This window comes from Pseudomonas sp. Leaf127 (genome assembly GCF_001423155.1).
Lineage (GTDB): Bacteria > Pseudomonadota > Gammaproteobacteria > Pseudomonadales > Pseudomonadaceae > Aquipseudomonas > Aquipseudomonas ovata.
Genome location: NZ_LMOA01000006.1, coordinates 68,186 through 94,295, shown reverse-complemented (window position 1 = coordinate 94,295; position 26,110 = coordinate 68,186). Strand labels below are relative to the sequence as shown.

Here is a 26,110-nt window from a genome sequence, read left to right as displayed (position 1 = left end):
TTTATAACCTCAATATTCGCCTACCGAGTGAACGGCCCAGCCAGACACCTGAAATGACCGCGCCCTCGTCGCGCAAACCTGCCCCTCTATCAAGAAGAATCGTCATGGCCCATAAAGCGTTCGTTCGTCCTCTGCTCACTGTGCTGGCGGCTTCCCTGCTGACCTTAAATGTTCAGGCTGCGCCCCTGATCATCGGTTACCAGACCGGTGTCGATCCCAGCAAGGTCGCACAGGCCGACGGTGCCTACGAAAAGGCCATTGGCGAGACAATCGACTGGCGCCGCTTCAACAGCGGCCCGGAAGTGGTGACCGCGCTGGCCTCGGGCGACGTGCAGATCGGCAACCTGGGCTCCAGCCCGCTGGCCGCCGCAGCCTCGCGCAAGGTGCCGATCGTGGCGTTCATCGTTTCGGCGCAGATCAATTCCGCCGAGGCCCTGGTGGTGCGTAACGGCAGCGGCATCGTCAACCCGCAGGACCTGGTCGGCAAGACCATCGCCACGCCCTTCGTGTCCACGTCGCACTACAGCCTGCTGGGCGCACTCAAGCAATGGGGCCTGGAAGGCAAGGTCAAGGTGGTCAACCTGCAACCGCTACAGATCGCCGCCGCCTGGAAGCGTGGCGACATCGATGGTGCCTTTGTCTGGTCGCCGGCGCTGGGCGAGATCCGCAAGACCGGCAAGGTGCTGACCGACGCCGCCGAAGTCGGCCGCTGGGGCGCGCCGACCTTCGAGGTCTGGGTCGCGCGCAAGGATTATGCCGAGAAGAACCCACAGGTCATCGCGCAATTCACCAAGGTGACCCTGGACGCATTCGCCGACTACGCCGCGCACAAGGCGCAGTGGACAGCCGATTCCGAGCAAGTGAAAAAGATCGCCAGGCTGACCGGCTCCAATGCCGAAGACGTGCCTGAACTGCTGGCCGGCTCGGAATACCCGGACGCCCAGGCACAACGCTCCAGCGCGCTGCTCGACGGCGGCACCGCCACCGCCATCCACAAGACTGCCAGCTTTCTCAAGGAGCAAGGCAAGGTCGAGACCGTGCTGGGCGACTACAGCCCGTACGTCAGCGCCCGGTACATCAAGCACTGAGCCCACAGCAGGAGATCACCGCCGCCCTCGCGCGCCGCAAACAAGGGACCGTTGTAGGAGCGCGCTCTGCCGGAATGCCGGACCACCGCGACCGAGTGCGTTAGCGCTCGCAAAATCTCGGAAACGCCACAAATGCATGACTACTACCCCATCAGGGATCTATGAAACGCCGCAATTTTACGACTGCTAACCCATCAGGGATTTATGAAACACCGCAATTTTACGACTGCTACGCAGCCGGTCGCGGGCAGAGCGCGCTCCTACAAGGGGTGAACTTAATATCCAATTAAATCAGCTAGTTATTTTTTATGACAGGTCGCGTACTCAAGGCCGCTGCAGCAACATCATTCTGGAGACAAAGCCCATGGCCCTGTTGCAACTGGAGCGCGTCAGTGCTCATTACCCGGGCGCCGCCGAGCCGGTGCTGGCCGACATTTCATTGACCCTCGGCCCCCGGCAATTGCTGGTGGCCCTGGGGCCGTCGGGCAGTGGCAAGACGTCGCTGCTGAACCTGATCGCCGGCTTCGTCGCCCCCGGCAGCGGGCGTATCACCCTGGACGGCGTACCGGTGCATGGCCCGAGTGCCGAGCGCGGCGTGGTGTTTCAGGACGACGCTTTGCTGCCCTGGCTGAACGTGCTCGACAATGCAGGCTTTGGCCTGCAACTGGCCGGCGTCGAACGGCGCCTGCGCGAACAGACCGCCCGCGAGATGCTTGCCCTGGTGGACCTGGCCGGCTTCGAAGACCGGCAGATCTGGCAACTGTCCGGTGGCCAGCGCCAGCGTGTGGGCCTGGCCCGCGCCCTGGCCGCCAACCCGCGTGTGCTGCTGATGGACGAGCCGTTCGGTGCACTGGATGCCTTTACCCGCGAGCAGGTTCAGGAGTTGTTGCTGCAGGTCTGGCAACGCACCAGCAAGCCGGTGTTCCTGATCACCCATGACATCGAAGAGGCCGTGTTCCTGGCCACCGACTTGATCCTGCTGGCACCCTCGCCCGGCCGGATCGACGAGCACCTCAAACTGGACTTCGGCCAGCGCTACGCCGCCGGCGAATCGGCGCGGGCCATCAAGTCCGATCCTGCCTTCATTGCCACCCGCGAGCATGTGCTGCAGCGGGTGTTCTCGCAACGCAGCGCCGAGGCGCGCAAGGAGCCCGCATGAGCGACGCCCAGATCAGCCAGGCCGGCATTGGCCACCTGGACCGTCAGCCCCCACCGGCAACACGCCGCCCCTGGGTGCTCGGCACACGCACCATCAGCAGCCTGACCTTCATTGTGCTGCTGACGCTGTGGTGGGCCATCACCGCCACCGGGCTGATCGAGCCGCTGTTTCTGCCGCCACCCTCGGCGGTGCTGCAAAAAGCCTGGCTGCTGGTCACCGACGGCTACATGGAGTCGACCCTCTGGCAACACCTGGGCGCCAGCCTGCAACGCATTGGCCTGGCGCTGGTGGCAGCTATTGTCTGTGCCGTGCCGGTGGGCATTGCGATCGGTCATAACCGCATTGCCCAAGGCATTCTCGACCCGTTGATCGAGTTCTACCGGCCCATCCCGCCGTTGGCCTACCTGCCGCTGATCGTGATCTGGTGCGGCATCGGCGAGCTGTCCAAGACCTTGCTGATCTACCTGGCGATCTTTGCGCCGATCGCCATTGCCACCGCCACCGGGGTGCGCAATGTCGACCAGGCGAAAATCCGCGCGGCCCAGTCGCTGGGTGCCAGCCGCCGCCAGCTGATCCGTCATGTGATTGTGCCGGCCGCCTTGCCGGACATCCTGATCGGCATCCGCATCGGCCTGGGGGTCGGCTGGTCGACCCTGGTGGCCGCCGAACTGATTGCCGCCACCAGCGGCCTGGGCTTCATGGTCCAGTCGGCGGCGCAGTTTCTGGTCACCGACGTGGTGGTGCTGGGCATCCTGGTCATCGCCCTGGTTGCCTTCGCCATGGAACTGGGCCTGCGCGCCCTGCAACGCAAACTGGTGCCCTGGCACGGCCGCTCACACTAAGAGATGACTCAATGAGCCTGCATATCACCCCTGTCAGTCCGGCGCTGGGCGCCCGCATCGAAGGCGTCGACCTCAGCCAGCCTCTGAGTGCTGCGCATCACGCGCAATTGCATCAGGCGCTGCTTGACCATCAGGTGCTGTTCTTTCGCAACCAGCCACTGACACCTGCGCAGCAGGCGCGGCTGGCGGCGCATTTCGGTGACCTGCACATTCATCCGATCTACCCCAACGTGCCCGGGCAGCCCGAGGTGCTGATTCTCGACACGGCGGTGACCGACCTGCGTGACAATGCACTGTGGCATTCGGACGTGAGTTTTCTTGAAACCCCGGCGTTGGGCGCAATACTCAGCGCCAGGCAGGTGCCGCCTTACGGCGGCGATACCCTGTGGGCCAGCAGCAGCGCCGCTTACGAAGCCCTGTCAGAGCCGCTCAAGCGCCTGCTCGACGGCCTGAGCGCCACTCATGACCTGAACAAATCGTTCCCGGAATCACGCTTTGCCATTACCGAGCAGGACAAGGCTCGCTTCGAGGACGCCAAACGCCGCCACCCGCCGCGCAGCCATCCGGTGGTGCGCACCCATCCGGTGACCGGGCGCAAGGGCCTGTTTGTCAACGAGGGCTTCACCACACGCATCAACGAACTGCCGGACGCCGAAAGCGACGCCATTCTCAAGCTGCTGTTCAGCCACTCGACCCAACCACAATTCACGGTGCGCTGGCAGTGGCAACAGGACGATGTGGCATTCTGGGATAACCGCATTACCCAGCATTTCGCCATCGACGACTACAGCCCGCAGCGACGCATCATGCACCGTGCCACTGTTCTGGGTGATGCGCCGTACTAGGGCCTGTTGCCCATCGTCCGCACAATGGGCAGCCGGATATCGACGGGCAAGCATGGAGCAGGGTTCATGCCTGTTCACGTTCAAGCCCGCACTTACCGACCCTACTAACCCGCCATGAACGCCCTATCCACATCCCTCTCCCGACATGAACTAAGCCCACTTGATCATCACGCTGGGTCAAAGGGTTTATTAACTCCGTTATTACGGGCATCGCACAAGCGGCCACCCCCTTGCTTATTCAAGCGCGCGCCCACTTCATGGTTATAACTAAAGTAGTAATCCATTAGTCCCTGTTCAAGCCTGCCTATTCAAGAATGGCGGCCCATGAGGCAGGCCGTGCCTTTTCAAGGATTTGGCAATCGCCTGCCCACGTGTCACGCCCGCTGTTCGCCGCGCATGAAGTTACGCCACTCCCAAGGTATTAATGCCTTAATCGATTCATCGAACATCCGCATTTAACTGAATAAAAAAACCGACAAACGGTTGGCGACATGTCGACTTGCCATTAGGCCCCCGTATTTGTGGATCGTTACGCTTACCGCCTCGACCAGCAAACAGCCAATACGCATTCACTTGATTAAACACGCTGTGACGAAACGAAGTGACGTTGCTATACCCAAGCCATCCAGAAGTTATCGAACACCTCTTGTGGTCAGGGAATTCACACAAGCGTTCGCCAGGCTCATGCATGTCCTGCACGGTCGGGAATGCTGGATAAGGTTGCAGCCTGACCACAGGGGTACACGGGGAAAAGGCAGGAGTCGTCATGGACAACATCGTAGTCGCCGATAAAGCCACATCCGAGATTTCCGCCAGGGAATGGGGCAGTTTTCAACTGGCAAAGCCAGGCGTGGTGCAGATGCCCGTCGCGCCGTCGCAGATCGCCTCGGTCAACCGTAACGGCCAGGACCTGATCCTGACCCTCAAGTCCGGTGAAAAAGTCACGATCGGTAATTTTTTCGCCACCACCGCTGAAGGCGTACAGAGCGACATGGTCTTTGTCGGTGAAGACGGTGCCCTGTGGCAAGCCCAGTACAGCGCCGACGCCTTCAACGGCTTTACCTTTGCCGAAGTTGCCTCCATCGACACCCTGATTGCCGACGCCGGCCTTGTCGATGGCGCGACCCAGACCTTCGCCTTTGCCGGCCTTGGCCTGCTGGGGGCTGGTGGCGCGGCGGCGGCCGCTGGCGGCGCAGGCGGTGGGGGCGGCGGTGGTGATGATCCTGTCGCCCCTGACGCACCCGGTAACCTGAGCCTGTCGACTGACGGCCTGACACTCAATGGCACCGGTACACCCGGCGCCACGGTCAACGTACGCAACCCCGACGGCACCGTGGTGGGCAGCACCGTAGTGGGCGCCGATGGCAACTTCTCGGTGCCGCTGGACACCGCGCAGAACAATGGCGAGCCGCTGGTGGTCGATCAGACCGATCCCAACGGCAATACCTCCGGTGGCACGCCGATTACCGCTCCGGACACCCGCGCGCCCCTGGCGCCGGCCAACCTGCAGTTGAGTGACGATGGCCTGAACCTGACCGGCATCGGCGAAGCCGGGGCCACCGTCACCGTGCGCGATGCCAATGGCAATGTGCTGGGCACCGCCGTGGTCGGGGCCGACGGCACGTTCAGCGTAGCGCTTGGCAGTGCACAGCTTGACGGCCAGACCCTGAACGTCGATCAGGCCGATGCCACCGGCAATGTCTCGCCAGAGGCAACCATCAACGCGGCAGACACCACCGCGCCTGCCGCCCCGGCCAATCTGCAGGTCGGCGCCAATGGCCTGACCCTGACCGGTACCGGCGAAGCCGGCGCCACCGTCACCGTGCGCGCTGCCAATGGCGCGCTGCTTGGCACCGCCATCGTCGCCGCGAACGGCACGTTCAGCGTAGTGCTGGGCAGTGCGCAACTGGACGGCCAGACCCTGAGCGTGGTGCAGACCGATACCGCCGGCAACGTGTCACCCAGCGCCTCGACCACCGCACCGGATGGCAACGACGCGCCGGGTGCGCCCACCAACCTGCAACTGAGCACCGATGGCCTGACCCTGACCGGTCGCGGCGAAGCCGGCGCCACGGTCACTGTGCGCGGTGCCAATGGCACCCTCCTGGGCACCGCCGTCGTGGCGGCCAACGGCACATTCAGCCTGACGCTGGGCAGCGCCCAATTGAACGGCGAAACCCTGAGTGTGGTGCAAGGCAACAATGATGGCACCTCACCGGTGGCGTCCCTGACCGCCGCCGACGTCACCGCTCCCGCCGCACCGACCAACCTGCTGGTCAGCGCCGACGGCCTGACCCTGACCGGCCGTGGCGAAGCCGGCGCCACCGTGACCGTCCGCGCCGCCGATGGCAGCGTGCTGGGCAGTACCGTGGTTGCAGCCAATGGCACGTTCAGCCTGACCCTGGGCACCGCGCAGACCGATGGCCAGGTCCTGTCTGTCAGCCAGGCCGATGCCGCCGGCAACCTCTCGCCTGCTGCCTCGGCAACCGCGCCCGATGGCGTGAATGCGCCATCGGCACCCGGTGACCTGCAATTGAATGCCGACGGGGTGACCTTGACCGGCACCGGTCAGCCCGGAGCCACCGTCACCGTACGCAACGTCGATGGCACCGTACTGGGCAGCGCCGTGGTCGCCGCCGACGGCACCTTCAGCCTGACCCTGGACAGCGCTCAACTCAACGGAGAAACGCTGTCGGTGGTCCAGACGGACGCATTCGGCAACAGCTCGGCCGCCACATCACTGACCGCCGCGGACCTCACCGCCCCGTCAGCGCCGGCCAACCTGCTGGTCAGCAGCGATGGCCTGACCCTCACCGGCACCGGCGAAGCCGGCGCCACCGTGACCGTACGCGCCGCCGACGGCAGCGTGCTGGGCAGCGCTGTGGTCGCCGCCGATGGCACATTTACCGTCACTTTGGGCGCCGCGCAAACCGACGGGCAGGCCTTGTCGGTCAACCAGACCGATGCTGCCGGCAACCTCTCCCCCTCGACCTCCACGACAGCGCCTGATGGTGTCAACGCACCTTCTGCCCCCACCGGCCTGCAACTCAGCGCCGACGGCCTGACCCTGACGGGCAGCGGTGAAGCCGGCGCGACCCTTACCGTGCGCACGACCAATGGCGCCATCCTCGGCACCGCAGTAGTGGCCGCTGACGGCACCTTCAGCCTCACCCTGAACAGCGCCCAGTTGAATGGCGAAACCTTAAGTGCCGTGCAGAGCAATGCCGACGGCACCTCGCCGTCCGCCTCCCTGATCGCCGCTGACGTGACCGCCCCGTCAGCCCCGGCCAACCTGCTGGTCAGCAGCGATGGCCTGACCCTCACCGGCACCGGCGAAGCCGGCGCCACCCTGAGCGTACGTGATGCCAACGGTACGCTGCTGGGCAGTACGATGGTCGCGGCTGACGGCAGCTTCAGCCTGACCCTGGCCAGTGCGCAACTCGATGGCCAGACCCTGAGCGTGGTGCAGACCGATGCAGCAGGCAATGTCTCGCCCGTGGGCTCGACCATTGCCCCGGACGGGGTCGACGTTCCGGCGGCTCCCGGCGCCCTGCAACTGAGTGCCGATGGTCTGACCCTGACCGGTACCGGTGAAGCCGGCGCGACGGTCACCGTACGAGGGACCGACGGCGCGATGCTTGGCACGGCCACTGTCGCGGCCGATGGCACCTTCAGCGTCACCTTGGGCCGCGCACAATTGAATGGCGAAATCCTGAACGTCGTACAAAGCGATGCCGACGGTACTTCGCCTTCAACCTCGCTGACCGCCGACGATGTCACCGCCCCGGCCGCGCCTGCCAATCTGCAAGTCAGCGTCAGTGGCCTGGCCCTGGATGGCACCGGTGAGGCCGGCGCAACCGTTACCGTACGCGCCGCCGATGGCCGCGTGCTGGGCACTGCCGTGGTGGCCGCCGATGGCACTTTCAGCGTCACCCTGGGCAGTGCACAGACCGATGGCCAGGTACTGTCCGTCAGCCAGGCCGATGCCGCCGGCAACCTCTCGCCTGTTGCCTTGGCAACCGCGCCCGATGGCGTGAATGCGCCATCGGGCCCCGGTGGCCTGCAATTGAGTGCCGATGGCCTGACGCTGAGCGGCACCGGTGAAGCCGGTGCAACAGTGAGCGTGCGCGGCCCGGACGGCGTTCTGCTCGGCACTGCCGTAGTGGCCGCCGATGGCACCTTCAGCGTGCCCCTGGACACTGCGCAACTCGATGGCCAGACCCTGAGCGTGGTGCAGGCCGATGCCGGCGGCACCTCGCCTTCGACTTCGCTGACCGTAGCCGATGTCACCGCACCGGCTGCGCCAGTCAACCTGCTGCTCAGTGCCGATGGCCTGGCCCTGAGCGGTACCGGTGAGGCGGGTGCGACCGTCACCGTACGCGCTGCCGACGGCAGCGTGCTGGGCACGGCCGTGGTCGCCGCCGACGGTACCTTCAGCGTGCCCCTGGACACTGCACAACTCAATGGCCAGACCCTGAGCGTGGTGCAGGCCGACGCCGGCGGCACCTCACCGCCCATCCCGATCACAGCAGCCGACATCAGCGCGCCGCTGGCACCGGCCAGCCTGCAGATCAGCGCCAATGGCCTGACCCTGAGCGGCACCGGTGAAGCCGGAGCGACCGTCACCGTGCGCGCCGCCGATGGCAGCGCACTCGGCACTGCCGTGGTGGCCACCAACGGCACTTTCAGTGTCACGCTCGACTCCGCTCAACTGGACGGCCAAGTGCTGTCCGTCAGCCAGACCGATGGGGCCGGAAACCTTTCGCCCGCCGCCTTGGCCAGTGCACCGGATGGCATCGATGTGCCGCTCGCCCCGACCGGCCTGCAACTGAGCACTGACGGCCTGACCCTGAGCGGGCTCGGTGAAGCCGGTGCCACCGTCACCGTACGCGATGCCAACGGCAATGTGCTGGGCAGCGCCATGGTCGCCGGTGACGGCCGCTTCAGCGTCACCCTGGACACTGCGCAACTTGATGGCCAGACCCTGAGCGTGGTGCAGGCCGATGTCGACGGCACCTCGCCATCGGCCTCCTTGACCGTGCCCGATGTCAGCGCACCGCAAGCCCCGAGCGGCCTGCTGTTCAATGCCGACGGCAGTCAGCTCAGCGGCCAGGCCGAGGCCGGTTCGACCGTACTGGTGCGCAGCGCCGACGGAACCTTGCTGGGCAGTGCGGTAGCGGCGGCTGACGGCAGCTTCAGGGTGACGCTGGTCCCGGCATTGGCCGACGGTGAAGGGGTAAACGTGTCGGCGCGAGACCCGGCCGGCAATGTTTCGCCCATCAGCAGCCTTACCGCCCCTGACCTTCCAGGCGACACCACGCCTCCTGCGGCGGCGACCGATCTGGCGCTCAATGCCAATGGCACCGTATTGACCGGACGCGGCGAAGTCGGCGCCCAAGTGGCGGTCACCAATGCCGCCGGCACTTTGCTCGGCAGCGGCCTGGTCGGCGTCGACGGCACCTTCAGCATCACCCTCGACCCGGCTCAGGATGACGGCCAGGCGCTGGGCGTGGTGCTCACCGATGCCGCCGGCAATGCCTCGCCCAATGCGACGGTGACCGCACCGCACCTGGGCCGGATCGACCCACCGGTCGATCTGGCCGTGTCTGCCGACGGCCTGTTCCTGACCGGCCGCGCCTTTGCCGGCCTGCGCATCTTCGTGCGCAGCGCCTCGGGGCTGATGCTGGGGTCTTCCACCGTCGAGGCCGACGGCACCTTCAGCGTGGCCCTGACGCCGGGCCAGGTCAACGGCGAACAACTGGACGTCACCGCAGCCGATGCGGCGGGCAACAGCGCGCCGAATGTGACAGTGATGGCACCGGACATGACCGCACCGGCCGCGGTGACCGCCCTGGTGGTCAGCCCTGACGGCAGTAGCGTGGCCGGCAAGGGCCAGGCCGGCGCCACCGTGACGGTGCGTGACGCCAACGGCAACACCCTGGCCAGCGGCGTGGTCGCGGCCAACGGCAGTTTTGTGCTCACGCTGGACCCGGCCGTGGCCGGGAACAGCGTGCTGTCGCTCAGCCAGGTCGATGGCTCGGGCCTGGAGTCGCCGGTCAGCAACGTGACCGTACCGGATGCCAGCGGTCCTGTGCCGCCCGATTCGGCCATCCTTGACCCTACCGGCACGGCGGTCAGCGGTATCGGGGTGGCCGGCACCACCGTCGAAGTGCGTGATGCCAATGGCAACGTGCTGGGCAGCACCGTGGTGGCCGCCAATGGCAGCTTTACCGTGCCGCTGAGCGCGCCACAAGCCAACGGTGAAGTGATCGAGGTGGTGGTCATCGCTGTCGACGGACGCGAATCGATCCCGACCCTGCTCACCGCGCCGGACACCACGGCCCCGGTACAACCGGACAGCCTGGTCATCAATGCCGATGGTCTGGTGATCAGTGGCCGTGGCGAACCGGGGGCCACCGTCACCGTGCGTGATGCCGACGGCAACCTGCTCGGCTCCGGCACCGTGGGGGCCACTGGCAGTTTCTCGGTGCCGCTGGCCAGTGCCCAGAACCAGGGCCAGGTGCTGCAAGTGACCCTGAGCGATGCGCAAGGCAATACCTCCGTACCCGCCAGCCTGACCGCACCGGACCTGCAAGCACCATTGCAACCGGCCAGTCTCGCCCTGGATGCCACGGGCACCGTGCTCAGCGGGACCGGCCGGGCCGGCTCGACCATCACCGTGACCGACCAGGACAATAACGTGCTGGGCACCGCCGTGGTCGGTGCCAACGGCCTGTTCAGCGTGACCCTGGCCAGCGTGCAGAATAACGGCCAGGTGCTTGAAGTGACGGCGGTATCGGCGACTGGCGAAAGCGCCACGCCCGTGGATTTCGCCGTACCGGACACCCTGGCACCGCAACCGGTCACCGACCTTTCGCTTAATGCCAACCGCACGCAACTGAGCGGTGAAGGTGAAGCCGGCGCACGGGTGACCGTACGCAATGCCAGCGGCACCGTACTGGGCACGGCGCTGGTGGCTGCCGATGGCTCGTTCAACGTCGCCCTGTCGCCGGCGCCGGACGCCAGCGAAGTCCTGCAAGTGGTGCAGGCCGATGCCGCCGGGAATCTATCGGACCCGGTCAATACCGTACCGATGGACACCATCGCGCCCGATCCGCTGAGCAACCTGGCGATTTCTGCCAACGGCAGCGTGGTCAGCGGCAATGGCGAAATTGGCGCGCGGGTGCTGGTTTTCGATCCAGCGGGCATGCAGATCGGCAACGGCCTGGTGGGCCTCAATGGCCGCTTCGAAATCACCCTGACCACCGCACAAGACAATGGTCAGGCCCTGACCCTGACGCAAACCGATGCGGCCAACAATACCTCGCCGATCGCCAACCTCGATGCGCCGGACATTCAGCCACCGTCAGCGCCGGCCAATCTGTTGCTGGCCGGGAACGGCCTGACCCTGACCGGCAGCGGCGAGGCCGGTGCGACGATCAGCGTACGCGATGCGACCGGCACTGAAATCGGCACGGCCACGGTGGCCGCCAATGGCACCTTCAGCCTGACGCTGACCAGCGCCCAGCTCAATGGCCAGAACCTGAGCGTGCTCCAGACCGACAGCGGCAATAACGCCTCGTCGGCCACCGCACTGATCGCTGCGGACAGCACCGCCCCGCTGGCAGCGACCAACCTGGTGATCAGTGCCAATGGCGCGACCCTGACCGGCACCGGTGAAGCCGGCACCACGGTCAAGGTGACCGGTGTCGGCGGCGTGGCGCTCGGCACTGCCGTGGTCGCGGCCAATGGCAGTTTCACGGTGACTCTGGTGCCGGCGCAGATTGACGGGCAACAGCTCAGCGTCACGTTGACCGACGGTGGCCCTAATGTGTCACTGGCCCAGACCGTTGCCGCCCCCAGCCTGGGCGTACTGCCCCAGCCTGACAACCTGGCCATTGATGCCGACGGCCTGACCCTGACCGGTACGGCGCAAGCCGGCACCACCGTGCAGGTGTATGCCGCCGACGGCAGCTCGCTGGGCAGCAGCATGGTGCTGCCGGATGGTACCTTCAGCGTGGTGCTGGGCAGCACGCAGCTCAACGGTCAAATCCTGGAGCTGGTGATCCGCGATGACAGCGGTCGCAGCTCGCTGCCTTTGCAATACAACGCGCCGGACAGCACCCCGCCGGCGGCGGTCGCCAACCTGGCGATCAGCCCGGATGGCCTGACCGTATCCGGCACCGGCGAGGCCGGTTCGATAGTCACGGTGACCCGTAACGGCACCCCGCTGGGCACGGTCACGGTCGGCAGTGACGGTGTGTTTACCCTGTCACTGGACAGCGCCGCCCTGACCGGCGACAGCTTGAGCGTGGTGGCCCGCGATGCGGTCGGCAATGCAGCACCCGCCGTGCTGCTGGCCGGCCCGGACGCCAACAGCGTGGCCAGCCCCACCGGCCTGCTGCTGTCGGCCGATGGCCTGACCCTGACCGGCCTGGCAGCCGTCGGCAGCGTGGTCCGGGTCAGTGGCAGCGGTGGCGCCCTGCTTGGCACCTCGACCGTGGTCGGCGCCGACGGCACATTCAGCGTGAGCCTGGCCCAGGCACAGACCAATGGCCAGACCCTCTACGCCACCGCCAGTGCCGGCGGCCAGAATTCGGTGCCAGCCTTGTTGCTGGCGGCCGATACCACCGCGCCCGACGCCCCCACCAACCTGATGATCAATGCCGATGGCAGTTTCCTGACCGGTCGTGCCGAAGCCGGCGCCAGCCTCACGGTGCGCGGCCCGGATGGCAGCGTGCTGGGCACGGCCACGGCCAGCAGCACCGGCACCTTTATCGTTACCCTCAGCCCGGCACCGTTGAACGCACAATTGCTGTCGGTCACCCAGACCGACGGTGGCAATAACACCTCGCCTTCGGCCACCGTCAATGCCCCTGACCTGCAAGCCCCTGCCGCCCCGACCGAGCTGGCGATCAACGCCGCCGGCACCGTGGTCAGCGGCAAGGGTGAAGCCGGCGCCACCGTGCAGGTTCGCGATGCCGGCGGTGCGCTGCTGGCCAGCGGCGTGGTCGATGGCAGCGGCCACTTCCAGGTCAGCCTGGCGCAACCGCAACTGACCGGTGCCGCCTTGCAGGTGCAGTTGACCGATGCGGCCAACCAAAGCTCACCGGCCAGCAGCCTTGCAACCCTGGACCGTACCCCGCCCGCGGTGGTCAGCGACCTGAACCTGAGCGCCGATGCCACCACCCTGGCCGGCAGGGGTGAGGCCGGCGCGACCGTGCAGGTGCGCGACGCCAACGGCACCGTGCTGGGCAGCGCGACTGTGGCTGTCAACGGCACCTTCAGTGTCACCCTCGCTCCGGCCCCGACCAATGGCCAGACCCTGGAAATCGTCCAGGTCGATGTCGCCGGCAATACCTCCTCCGAGGTCAACCTCAACGCCCCGGACATCAGCCCGCCCGCCGCCCTGGCCAATGTCGTCATCAATACCGACGGCCTGACCGTGACCGGCAATGGCGAACCAGGCGCCACGGTGTTTGTGCGTAACATCGGCGGCACGGTACTGGGCAGTGCCCTGGTCGGCGCCAATGGCGGGTTCAGCGTGACCCTGAGCGGCGCGCAGTTGAACGCCCAGTTGCTGACCGTCAATCAGGAAGACCCACCCGGCAACGAAGGCCCGTCGGTCAACGTCACGGCACCTGACATCACGCCACCGGCCACCCCGGACCAACTGCTGCTCAACGCCACCGGCCTGCAGGTGACCGGTCGCGGCGAAGCCGGCAGCACGATCACCGTCAGCGACGCCAACGGCCGGCTGCTCGGCACCGGCACGGTGGGCGCCAATGGTCTGTTCCAATTGACCCTGAGCGAAGCGCAACTCAACGCCCAGACCCTGAGCGTCAACGCTCGCGACACCGCCGGCAATACCTCAGGCAGCGCCAGCCTGCTGGCCGCCGACCTGACGCCACCGGCGGCCGTCACGGCGCTGGCCGTGGCCGCCAATGGCGCTACGCTGACCGGGCTGGGCGAAGCCGGCGCCGAGGTCACCGTGACCAACGCCAGCGGCACCGTGCTGGGCACCGCGTTCGTGGCCGCCAATGGCACTTTCAGCGTGACCCTGAGCCCGGCGGCCAGTACTGGCAGCGTGCTGACCGTGATCCAGAGCGACGAGGCCGGCAATGATTCGCCCGGCGCCAGTGTCACCGCGCCCGGCAACCTGGCACCCGATACCCCGAGCAACCTGAGCCTGAGCGCCGATGGTCTGAGCCTGAGCGGCACCGGCACCGCTGGCTCTACCGTGGTCGTGCTCAGCCTGAACGGCCAGGTGCTGGGCACCACACTGGTGGCCGCCAACGGCAGTTTCAGCGTCGACCTGCTCAACGCGCAGCTCAATGGCGAGACCCTGAGCGTCTCAGCCACCAACAGTGGCGGCTACAGTTCACTGCCGACACAACTGCTGGCGGCAGACGTCAAGGCACCGGATGCACTGACCGATTATCGGTTGTCGACCGATGGCCTGACCGTCACCGGACGCGGCGAAGCCGGGGCCACCGTGACGATCAGCGCCGCCAATGGCGCCGACCTGGGCACGGCCGTGGTGGCCGCCAACGGCACCTTCAGCGCCACCCTGTCGCAGCCGCAACTCAATGGCCAGGTTCTGAACCTGACCCAGACCGATGTGGCGCAGAACGAGTCAGTGGCGGTCAGCCTGATCGCTGCCGACCGCATCGCACCGCTGATCGCCACCGGCCTGGCGCTGGACAGCACCGGAACCCGGTTGTCCGGCCTGGGTGAGGCCGGCGTCACTGTCACCGTGACCAACAGTGCCGGCACCGTGCTGGGCACCGGCATAGTACGTGTCGACGGTACCTTTCAGGTCACCCTCGATACGCCACAGCTCAACGGCCAGCCCCTGGCCATCAGCCTGGCAGACGCCGCCGGCAACGTATCGCCCGTGGCCGGCCTGGTCGCGGCAGACCGCACCGCCCCCATGACCCTGACTGACCTGGTGTTTGCCGGTGACGGTGTGACCATCACCGGGCGCGGCGAAGCCGGGGCCACCGTGCGGGTCGGCAACAGCCTCGACAGCGTGGTGATCAGCCCGACCGGCGCCTTTACCCTGGTGCTTGGCACCGCGCTGCTCAACGGCCAGACAATCAGCCTGACCCAGGTCGACGGCAGCGGCAATGTCTCGCCTGCCGCCAGTCTGCTCGCACCGGACAGCACCGCCCCGCTGGCCCTGCAAAATGTCCTGGCCGACCCGACCGGCACACGGGTGACCGGCAGCGGTGAGGCCGGCGCTACCGTAATTGTGCGCAATGCCGGTGGTGTCGAACTGGGCCGGGCCATGGTGATGGCCGACGGCTCGTTCAGCGTGGCCTTGAGCCCTGCGCAAATCAATGCCCAGGCCCTGAACGTCCAGCAGATCGACCTGGCCGGCAACCTGAGCCCGACCAGCACCGTACCCGCCCCGGACCTGACGCCACCAGCGCTGGCCACAGGCGCAATCAATGCCGCCGGCAGCCAGATCAGCGGGATCGCCGAAGCCGGCGCGACCGTGCGGGTCAGCCGTGCCGACGGCACCCTGGTGGGCACGGTAACCGCCAATCCTGATGGCACCTTTGCACTGCTGCTCAATCCCCCGTTGGTCAACAAAGAAGCGCTGCACGTGGTGGTGATCGACACGGCGCAAAACCTGTCGCCGGTGCTCAGCCTCACCGCACCGGACCTCACCCCGCCAGCAGCGGTCGCCAACCTGCAGGTCAACGCCCAGGGCAACCAGCTCACCGGCACGGGTGAAGCCGGCGCCACGGTCACGGTCCTCAGTGGCAACATCAGCCTGGGCACGGTGATGGTTGCCAGCGACGGCACATTCACAGTAGCCCTGAACACCCCGCAACTGAACGGCCAGGTCCTGACCGTGCAACAGACCGATGCGGCCGGTAACCCATCGCCGTCGGTCACCACCCCGGCACCCGACACCACCGCGCCCAACGCACCGGGCGCCTTTGCGCTGATCAACGCTGGCCTGACCCTGAACGGCACAGGTGAGGCCGGCGCCAGCGTGACCGTGCGCAATGCCGACCAGACCGTACTGGGCGTCGGTACTGTGGCCAGCAACGGCACGTTCAGCATCGACCTCAGTGCACCGCAGCTCGATGGCGAACGGCTGAGCATTCGCCAGACCGATACGGCGGGTAATGCCTCGGCCAATGCCACCTTCACAGCCCCTGATATCACCGCGCCCGACGCCGTCGCCAACCTGGCGCTGAGCCTCAATGGTCTGGTGCTGACCGGCACCGGTGAAGCCGGCGCCACGGTGCAGGTCTCGGTGGCCGGCACCGCGCTGGGCGCCCCTGTGCTGGTCGGCAGCGAGGGTACGTTCAGCGTCAACCTGGGCACCCCTCAACTCAACGGTGAAGTGCTCAGTGTCGTACAGACGGATATCAGCGGCTCCAACCAGCCTTCACCGGCGGTGACCCTGAACGCGCCAGACATTACCGCGCCAGACCTGGCGATCGTCGGCCTGCCGACCGCCAGCACTCTCAGCGTCAACGCTGAAATCGGCAGTACCGTCACCGTCAGGGCCGCCGATGGCAGCCTGCTGGGCACCGCCGTAATCACCCTGCCCGGCACAACGGTCATCGCCCTCAATACCCCGCAGATCACCGGTGCACCCTTGACCGTGGTGGCCAGCGATCTCCTCGGCAACGCCACCACCCTGATCGTCGATTCGCTCGACACCACCCCTCCGCCATTACTCAGCAACGTGGCGCTCAACTCGACCTACACCGAGCTTTCAGGCCTGGGCGAGGCAGGCGCCACGGTAACCGTGACCCGCGGTGGCACAGCCATCGGCACCGCCGTGGTCGCCGCCGATGGCACCTTCACCGTCACCTTCGATACACCAGTGGTGGCCTTGCAAACACTTATCGTTACCCAGGCCGACACCGCAGCGACGCCCAATGTGTCGCTGCCGGTGACGCTGACCGTACCGTTGTTTGCGCCACCGGCCGCGCCGGCCAATGTGGTGCTCTCGGCCGACGGCAACACCGTGACCGGTCAGGGCACGGCCGGGCTGACGGTCAATGTCAACGCGGCGGACGGCACCGTGCTGGGCACCACGACGGTGCTGCCGGACAACAGCTTCAGCGTCACCCTGAACCAGACGCAGACCAACGGTGAGCAGATAAAAGTCACGACCTCCGCGCTGATCGGAGGCGACTCCAGTCCGGTGTTCGTCACCGCACCCGATACCACTGCACCGGATCCACTGGCCAACGTGGCGCTCAACCCGGCCGGTACGGTGGTGACAGGTAACGGTGAGGCGGGTGCCACGGTCATCATCAGCAATGCGGCCGGCGTGGAGCTGGGCCGGGCCACGGTGGCCGCCAATGGTGGTTTCAGCGTGACCCTGAGCAGCGCCCAGACCAATGGCCAGGTGCTGGACGCCGTGCAACGTGATGCAGCCAATAACATCTCGACCGAGGCCAAGGTCTTTGCTGCAGACACTACCGCCCCGCTGCTGGCCAGCAATCTGGCTGTCACCACGGGCGGTACGGTGGTCACGGGCAACGGTGAGGCCGGTACGACGATCAGCGTGCGTAATGCCGTCGGCACTGAAATCGGCACCGGGCTGGTTTCGGCCGCAGGGACGTTCAGTGTCACCCTGACCGGCCCGGCCCTGCTCAATGGCGAACGGGTACAGGTCACCCTGAGCGATGCCGCGCTCAACGTCTCGCCCATTGCCAGCGTCAATGCCCCGGACACCACACCACCGGCGGCACCCGGCAACCTGGCGATTGTCGGCAGCGGCCTGCAACTGACCGGGACCGGCGAAGCCGGGGCCACGGTGTACGTCACCAGCCCGCTGGGTGTGGCGCTGGGCAATGCGCTGGTCGCCAGCGATGGCAGCTTTACCGTGCAACTGGCCAGCGCCCAGCTCAACGGTCAGGTGCTCAGCGTGCGTCAGGCCGATGCGGCAGGCAATGCCTCGCCGGTGGTGACCACGATCGCAGGCGATACCGTCGCCCCGCTGCTGGCCACCAACCTGGTGGTGGCCGCAGGCGGTGCCAGCCTCAGCGGCAGTGGCGAAGCCGGGACGACCGTCGAAGTGCGCAGTGCCGGCAATGGGCTGCTCGGCAGCGGCACGGTCGGCAGCAACGGCCTGTTCACCGTGGTGCTGAGCCCGGTGCAGACCGATGGCGAGGTGCTGAGCGTACGCCTCACCGATGCCGCGCAGAATGTATCGCTGCCGGCCAGCGTCACCGCACCGGACACCACGGCTCCAGCCGCCCCGGCTACAGCGGTGATCAATGCCACCGGCAGCCTGATCAGCGGCACCGGCATCGCCGGCGATCGCATTGCGGTCGACACGGCCGGCGGCACCCGCCTGGGCACCGCGCTGGTGGCCGCCAACGGCACCTGGTCACTGATCCTGAGCCCCGCACAGATCGACAGCCAGGTGCTGAGCGTCACCCAGCTGGATGCGGCCAACAACGCCTCCCCGGCCGTGACCGTGACCGCCCCGGACCTGACGCCACCACCGGCGGCCACCGCGCTGCTGTTATCGGTCGACGGCCTGACCCTGACCGGCAGCGCCGAGGCCGGCGCCACCGTGACGGTGAAAAATGCCGTGGGCGCCACCCTGGGCACCACCACCGCGCAAGCCAACGGCAGCTTCAGCGTGGGACTCTCCGGCGCGCAGATCAACGGTGAAACCCTGACCGTCGGTGTGGCTGACGCCCGTGGCAACCCAGGGCCGAACGTGACCCTGGTGGCGGTCGATGTCGATGCCGGCCGGCCGGTGGTGGCCAGCGACAACCTGACCACCGCCACGGTCAACCTGGCGGCGGTGAGCACCACCCGTACCTACACCGACTCGTTCCCGACCCTGGTGGGCCTGGGCTTTAGTCACACCTTCAACTTCACGGTCGACAGCGGCACCACGGCCGACCCTGTGCTGACCCTGACCAGCGGAGGCGTACTGGACCTGGGCACCCGCGCCACCTTCACCCTGCAAGTGCAGGACAGCAACGGGGCCTGGGTGACCCTGGGCACCGCGGGCAACGGTTCGCTGATCAACCTGGACGTGCTGTCCTCCACCGGTGTGCGTGTGGACATCAGCACCCTGCTGGCCGGCACCTACCGGCTGACCGTGGCCAGCAACAGCCTGACGGCGGTCACCAATATCAACAGCACCCTGGTGCTGGATATCAACAGCCTGAGCCAGTTCAACGGCGCGGCGGGGGCCGCCGTCACCGGCAACGTGATCAGCGATGTCGGGACCGATGGTACCCGCGACATCACAGGTCCCGACAACGGCGCGGTGGTGCGCATGCAGACCGGCACCAGCAACGGCAGCCCGGTCTACACCAGTGCCGGCACCGGGCTGGTCGTCCAGGGCCTGTATGGCACGCTGACCATCGATGCCCAGGGCAACTACAGCTACCGGGCCAGCGGCAGCGCCAGCAGCGTGGGCAAGGTGGATGTCTTCACTTACCAGTTGCTGCACGCCAACGGCCTGTCCGACACCGCCACGCTGTACGTGCGCATCGACAGCCCACAGGCCATCGAGACCTGGAGCAACACCAACCTGGCGACCCCTGCACTGTTGCTTGATGCCAGCAATGATGTCGCCAGCACCGACATCACCCTGGCCAACCGGGTGGTTACCAACACCTCCACCCTGGGCACAGTATCGGCCGGGCTGCTCAGCCTGAGCGCTTCGGGCACTGAAGACTTCACTCTCAGCGGCGCCGGCACGGTCAATGACCTGACGCTGACGTTAACCTCCAGTGGCTTGCTGTCGCTGCTGAGCGCGGTGAACGTGACCCTGCTCAAACAGAGCGCCACCAACGCCAACCAATACGACGTGGTGAAAACCTGGTCCGGGACCAACGCACTGATCAATCTGGGCGGCGGCGTCTATGGTGCATCGATCGACGATCAGCCACCGGGTAACTACCGGGTCAGCCTGAGCTACACCGGCGTGTCGGTGGGCCTGAGCATCACCGTCGGGCTGATCAACAGCACCACCCTGCCCAATCAGTTCGTGGTCAACAGCTCCACGCCGGTAGCCGGCAACCTGCTCACTGACACCGCCGGGGGCGGCGCTGACGTGCTGGGCTCGGCACTGACCGTGCTCAGTGTGCTGGCGGCCGCCAACACCTATGTGCAACCGGGCTACAACGGCACCAGCATCATCGGCACCTACGGCACCTTGCTGGTGCAGGCCAACGGCGACTATACCTACACGCTCAAGCCGGGCCTGACCGGTGCCGTGATCGGTCAGGAGGAAGTGTTCACCTACCGCCTGACCCACCCCAACGGCAGCACCGACACCGCCACACTCACTATCGACCTGGACCAGGCCAGTACGGCCAGCTCACGCATGGCGCTGGCCAGCGCCGACAATGACGATGCCTCGAACAGCCTGGCGGCCAGCACCGGCACCGCCGGCAACGACACCCTGGACGGCTCGCAGGGCGGCGCGGTCAGCCTGCACGGCGGCGCCGGCAACGATAAGTTGATCATCAGCGACCTGGACTTCGTGGCCGTCGATGGCGGCACCGGCACCGATACCCTGCTATGGGCCGGTGGCGACGCCAGCATCAACCTGGGCAATCTGCATGACCGGCTGAGCAACATCGAGGTCATCGACCTCAACACCACCAGCTCGGTCAACCTGACCCTGAACCTGGCCGACCTGGTGGCCGTGACCGAGGCCGATAACAGCACGCTGTTGATCAAGGGCAGCACCCAGGACAGCGTGCACCTGGGCGGAACATGGGCAGTTGATGGCACACAGCTGGCAGATGGTCTTCACTACACCCAGTACACACCGCAGGAGGACCCGACCCATCACCTTTGGGTGCAGAACGGTATCCAGGTGGTGTGACGCAGGACACGGCGCGCTGCGGGGGCGGCGCGCCGGTATCAACCAGTAAGGGATTATTGTGAAGTCAGCCTATGCCTGCATTACCCGACACGCGCCCGTCGCCCTGTTGGCGATGGCCACGCTGCTCAACAGCCACCCGGCCTACGCCGCACAACCTTCGGTCACCACCAGCCGCCTGGAACCTGGCACCGGCCAGGCAGATCCACCGCCTCAAGGCCGGGACTCGCCACCGGCAGACACCGTCCAGGAGGTGTCCAGTCTCTATCAGCAAGGCGAAGGCATCATGGCCACGCTGCTCAACCGCCACCGGGCGCGCGGCGCCGAACCGCCGACCGATCCGGCCTTGACCGAAGTGAGTCCCACCCGCCTGCAAAAACCGCGGCTGGATCCGGGCGCCATCCCGGCGCCGGCCGCCACGCGCCTGTCCAGTCAGCCGGCTGACAGCGTTCAGGCGCAGGATTCCCGGCCGGCTCAGGCGCCGCCGCAGCCACACGCCAGCCGAATGGACAACGCCCGGCAACACGACCCGGGTGCCGTGACGGTCGTGCCGCAACCATCAGCGCCGAGGTTCGACAGCGCACGGCAACAGGCATCACCCCCTGTGGCGGCTGCACCAGCGCCGTCAATGCCAACACCGGCACCACGGCCTGGCGCAGGCCAGAACCAGCCTTCCTACCGTGCAGCGCCAGCCGCAGCGCCACCACCGGTGCCACGCGCGGCCAGCGTTCCCACCGGCCAGCGCCTGTCGCTGGACGAAGCCGTGCGCCAGGCCGTCGGCTGGCACCCCGACATCGCCCAGGCGGTGTCCACGCTGTACCAGCAAGGCGAAGGCATCAATGTGGCTGAGGCGGGCTATTACCCGCAGATCACCGGCGGCATCCGTGGCGGCATGGACACCGGCTACGGCAGCGACCGCAATTCCCAGGCCATGAGCATTTCGCTCAAGCAGATGCTGTACGACTTCGGCAAGGTCGATAACGCCGTCGAGGCCGCCCGTGCCCGTGTGGCGCGTAGCCAGGCGCAGATTCTGCTGAGCATCGACCAGATCGCCCGCGACACCGCCTACGCCTGGGTCGAGGTGCAGCGCTACCGCCACCTGAGCGAAATCGCCCGCAAACAGATCCAGGGCGTAGGCGATATCGTCGAACTGGCCCGCCAGCGCAGCGACATGGGCGCCAGCACCCGCTCGGACCTGGTGCAGGCACAATCCCGGGCCGAGGGTGCGATGGCCAGCCTGGAAGACTACAAGGCGCAATACGCCCGCTGGCAGGCGACCTTGAGCAACCTGATGGGCCGCACCACCACCGCCGAGGTGGCCGATGAATTCCCACAGGAATCGATGACCGCCTGCTCACGCTCGCAGCCGGCCACCGACATTCTGCCCGCCGTGCTGGTCGCCCAGGCCCAGCGCACCCAGGCCGAGGCCGAGCTGGCCGGGGCCCGGGCCGATGCCTACCCGACGCTGTCGCTGGAACCGACAGTCAACCATTACCTGGACAGCGGCTACAACGACAACAACCCGGCCATCGACCGCACCCAGGCCGGCATCTACCTGAACTTCGAGGTGCCGATCTACCAGGGCGGCGCCACCAGCGCCCGCAGCCGCGCCGCCGGGCACGCCCTGAGCGCCGCCGATGCCGCCCAGGACGCCGCCCTGCTGCAAGCCAGCCAGGGCCTGGCCGAGGCACGGGCGCAAACCTCCAGCCTGGCCCTGCGCCTCAATGCCTTGCAGCGACGCCAGGGCAGCATCAGCGAAGCGCGCGAGCTGTATGGTCGCCAGTACCTGGACCTGGGCACCCGGCCGCTGCTCGACCTGCTCAATGCCGAGCAGGAAATCCACCAGTCGCGCTTTGAACTGGCCGGCACCCAGGCGGACCTGCGCCGCCTGCAGATCGACTGCCTGTACAACAGCGGCGGCCTGCGTCGCGCCTTCGACCTGGAAGCGCGCACGGTGCAGGGCGTGAGGATTCTGCCATGAACGATGCCGTGATCATCACCACTCCCGACCCCGGCCAGGCCGAGCAGCCGCCCGACTATTCGCAATGGATGGAAGCCATCCTGCTGGTGGCCCGTCATTACCGCATGGACGTCTCGGAAGAAACCGTGCGCATTGCCGCCCAGCGCCCCGACCGTGATGTCGAGGACGTGGTGCGCCAGATGGCGCGCCAGGCCGGGCTGACGATCAAGTTCGGCGGGCGCCGGTCCCACGACCTGGGCCGCTGGCGCACGCCACTGGTGGTCGAGCTGCAGGACGGTCAGATCGGCGTGGTGCAAAGCCTGAGCGAGGGCGAAGTCGGCATCGCGCTGTCTGGCGATCAGGGCCTGCAACAGCGCATGCCCTTGCAGGCGCTGGGCGAGCGGCTGCGACGCACGGTGATCATGCGCCCGGCCCGGCCGCTGTCGGATGTGCGCACCGATGACTATGTGCAGCCCTTCGATGAGCACTGGTTCCGGCGCATCGTGCTGCGCGACCTCAAGCCCTACGGCCATGTGATGATCGCCTCGCTGGTGGCCAACCTGCTGGCGATGGCCGGCGTGCTGTTTTCCATGCAGGTCTACGACCGGGTGATCCCCGCCGAATCATTGCCCACGCTCTACGTGCTGTTTGCCGGCGTGCTGCTGGCGGTGCTGTTCGACTTCACCTTGCGCATCATGCGCCTGCGCATCACCGACCTGCTGGGCAAGCGCGCCGACCTGCGCGTCTCGGACCTGGTCTACGGTCATGCGCTGCGCCTGCGCAACTCGGTGCGGCCGCGCTCCACGGGTTCGTTCATCGCCCAGTTGCGCGAGCTGGAACAGGTGCGCGACATGATCACCTCCAGCACCGCCACGGCACTGGCCGACCTGCCGTTTTTCTTTCTGTTTTTGTTCGTGTTCTGGCTGATCGGCGGGTCGCTGGTCCTCATCCCGCTGGCGGCGCTGGTGTGCATGCTGCTGCCGGGCCTGTTGTACCAGCGCCGGCTGGCGCGGCTGGCCAATGCCAACATGCGCGAGTCGGCGCTGCGCAATGCCATGCTGGTGGAAAGCATCCAGGGCATGGACGACATCAAGGCCCTGCAAGCCGAACAGCGCTTTCAGGAGCAGTGGAACCGCCTCAACGCCACCACCGCCGACACCGGCCTGCAACTGCGCAGCCTGACCAACGGCCTGGTGACCTGGACGCAAAGCGTGCAAGGCGCGGTGTTTGCCATTGTCATCGTGTTCGGCGCGCCCATGGTGATCGCCGGTGACCTGACCACCGGCAGCCTGGTGGCCGCCTCGATGCTGGCCTCGCGGATGATGGCGCCGATGGCCCAGCTCAATCATGTGCTGACCCGCTGGCAGCAGGCCAAGGTCGCGCTCAAGGGCCTCAACCACCTGATGCAGCTGCCGGTCGATCATCCGGAAAACAGCAAGCGGGTGCACCTGCCGGTGATTCGCGGCGACTTTCATATCAGGGACTCGGCGCTGCGCTACGACCCGATGGCGCCGGTGGCGCTGCACATCAACGAGCTGCGCATCCGCCCTGGCGAGCGCATTGCCGTGCTGGGCCGCAACGGTGCAGGCAAATCCACTCTGCTGCAGGCGCTGGCCGGGGCGATGGACCTGGCCACTGGCGAGCTGAGCATCGATGGCATTGCCATGAGCCACCTTGACCCGGCCGACCTGCGCCGTGACGTCGGGCTGTTGCAACAGCATGCACGGCTGTTTCACGGCACTCTGCGCGACAACCTGGTGCTGGGCGCCGGACGTGCCAGCGACCAGGAGCTGCTGGCGGCGCTGTCGATCAGCGGCGCCCTGGAATTCATCCGGCACCTGCCCAAGGGCCTGGACCACCTGATTCTGGAGGGCGGGCTGGGCCTGTCCGGCGGCCAGCGCCAAAGCCTGCTGCTGTCGCGCTTGCTGCTGCGCCAGCCCAATGTGCTGCTGCTTGACGAACCTACGGCGTCGCTGGACGACGTCACCGAAAAACGCCTGCTCGATGACCTGCTGCTGTGGTGCGAGGGCCGCACGCTGGTCATGGCCACCCACCGGCTCAGCGTGCTGCAGCGGGTCGAGCGCATCATCGTGGTCGACAACGGCCGCATCGTCATCGACGCGCCACGGGAAGCGGCCCTGGCGCAACTCAGACAACCCAGCGGGGTGCGCCCATGAGCCGTGAAGTCGCATTTCACCTGCCGTCGGCGCCCTCCTCTTACCTGGACGGTGCCGACGAAGCCGACGTGCTGCGCGCCACCCGCGTGGTGTGGATCTGCGCGCTGATGCTGGGCTGCTTTCTGCTCTGGGCGGCTTTTTTCCAAGTGGTCGAAGTGTCGAGTGGCACCGGCAAGGTGGTGCCCAGTTCGCGCGAGCAGGTCATCCAGTCGCTCGAAGGCGGGATCATCACCGAAATGAATGTCAGCGAAGGCTCACGGGTCGAGCGCGGCGATATCCTGGCGCAACTGGACCCGATCAAGACACAGTCCAATGTCGGCGAAAGCGAAGCCAAGTACCGCGCCGCGCTGGCCAGCGTCAGTCGCTTGCAGGCTGAAGTCAGCGGCAAGCCACTGGTGTTTGCCGAGTCGCTCAAGGCCTGGCCGGAGCTGACCCGCGCCGAGACCGAGCTCTACCAGACCCGCCAGCGCGGGCTCAAGGAAACCCTGGCCGGCATCGAGCAATCGTTGAAACTGGTGCGCAGCGAGCTGACCATCACCGAGAACCTGGCCAAGGCCGGTGCCTCCAGCCGGGTCGAGGTGATCCGCCTGAATCGCCAGCGCTCGGAACTGGAACTCAAGGCCAGTGAAGCGCGCTCGGACTACATGGTCCAGGCCCGCCAGGACCTGGCCAAGGCCAGCGCCGAGGCCGACTCGCTGGCCGAAGTGGTGCGGGGTCGCGCCGACTCCTTGACCCGCCTGACCCTGCGCTCGCCGGTGCGCGGCATCGTCAAGGACATCGAGGTGACCACCATTGGCGGGGTGATACCGCCCAACGGCAAGCTGATGCAGATCGTGCCGCAAGACGACCAGTTGCTGATCGAGGCGCGCATCGCGCCCCGGGACATTGCCTTTATCCACCCCGACCAGGTGGCCAAGGTGAAGATCACTGCCTACGACTATTCGATCTACGGCAGCCTGGACGGCAAGGTGGTGACCATCTCGCCGGACACGATCCAGGACGAGTTCAAGCCGGAGGTCTTCTATTACCGGGTGTTCATCCGCACCGGCGCCGACGTGCTGTACAACAAGGCCGGCAAGCCGTTTGCCATCGTCCCCGGCATGGTGGCCACCGTGGACATCCGCACCGGAGAGAAAACCATCCTCGATTACCTGATCAAGCCGCTGAACAGGGCCAAGGAGGCCCTGCGCGAACGATGA

The 26,110-nt window shown here is 66.6% G+C and carries 8 protein-coding genes; all 8 read left to right on the top strand.

All coding sequences use genetic code 11. The features are described 5' to 3' along the window. The first annotated feature begins 104 nt into the window (after positions 1-104). Entirely contained in the window at positions 105-1,088 is a 984-nt protein-coding gene (tauA, locus tag ASF84_RS06500; protein WP_056836435.1) for a taurine ABC transporter substrate-binding protein, read from the top strand. A 364-nt stretch (positions 1,089-1,452) separates the two neighbouring features. Beyond that, positions 1,453-2,247, top strand: coding sequence for a taurine ABC transporter ATP-binding subunit (gene tauB, locus ASF84_RS06495; RefSeq protein WP_056836433.1), 795 nt, complete (start codon positions 1,453-1,455; stop codon positions 2,245-2,247). Positions 2,248-2,273: 26 nt separating this feature from the next. Continuing rightward, positions 2,274-3,089, top strand: coding sequence for a taurine ABC transporter permease TauC (gene tauC, locus ASF84_RS06490; protein ID WP_056836498.1), 816 nt, complete (start codon positions 2,274-2,276; stop codon positions 3,087-3,089). Between the two features lie 11 nt (positions 3,090-3,100). Next, positions 3,101-3,934, top strand: coding sequence for a taurine dioxygenase (tauD, locus tag ASF84_RS06485; RefSeq protein ID WP_056836432.1), 834 nt, complete (start codon positions 3,101-3,103; stop codon positions 3,932-3,934). Positions 3,935-4,700: 766 nt separating this feature from the next. Further along, positions 4,701-20,777 carry a BapA/Bap/LapF family large adhesin gene (locus ASF84_RS06480; RefSeq protein ID WP_056836430.1) on the top strand — a complete coding sequence of 5,359 codons (16,077 nt, stop codon included), beginning with the start codon at positions 4,701-4,703 and terminating at the stop codon, positions 20,775-20,777. A gap of 625 nt (positions 20,778-21,402) precedes the next feature. Then, complete coding sequence (locus tag ASF84_RS06475) at positions 21,403-22,755, top strand: TolC family outer membrane protein (protein ID WP_082481395.1); 1,353 nt, start codon at positions 21,403-21,405, stop codon at positions 22,753-22,755. Continuing rightward, positions 22,752-24,911 carry a type I secretion system permease/ATPase gene (locus tag ASF84_RS06470; protein WP_056836428.1) on the top strand — a complete coding sequence of 720 codons (2,160 nt, stop codon included), beginning with the start codon at positions 22,752-22,754 and terminating at the stop codon, positions 24,909-24,911. Before ASF84_RS06475 ends, ASF84_RS06470 begins: the two co-directional genes overlap by 4 nt. Further along, positions 24,908-26,110 carry an HlyD family efflux transporter periplasmic adaptor subunit gene (locus tag ASF84_RS06465; RefSeq protein ID WP_056836426.1) on the top strand — a complete coding sequence of 401 codons (1,203 nt, stop codon included), beginning with the start codon at positions 24,908-24,910 and terminating at the stop codon, positions 26,108-26,110. The genes ASF84_RS06470 and ASF84_RS06465 overlap by 4 nt, the downstream gene beginning before the upstream one ends.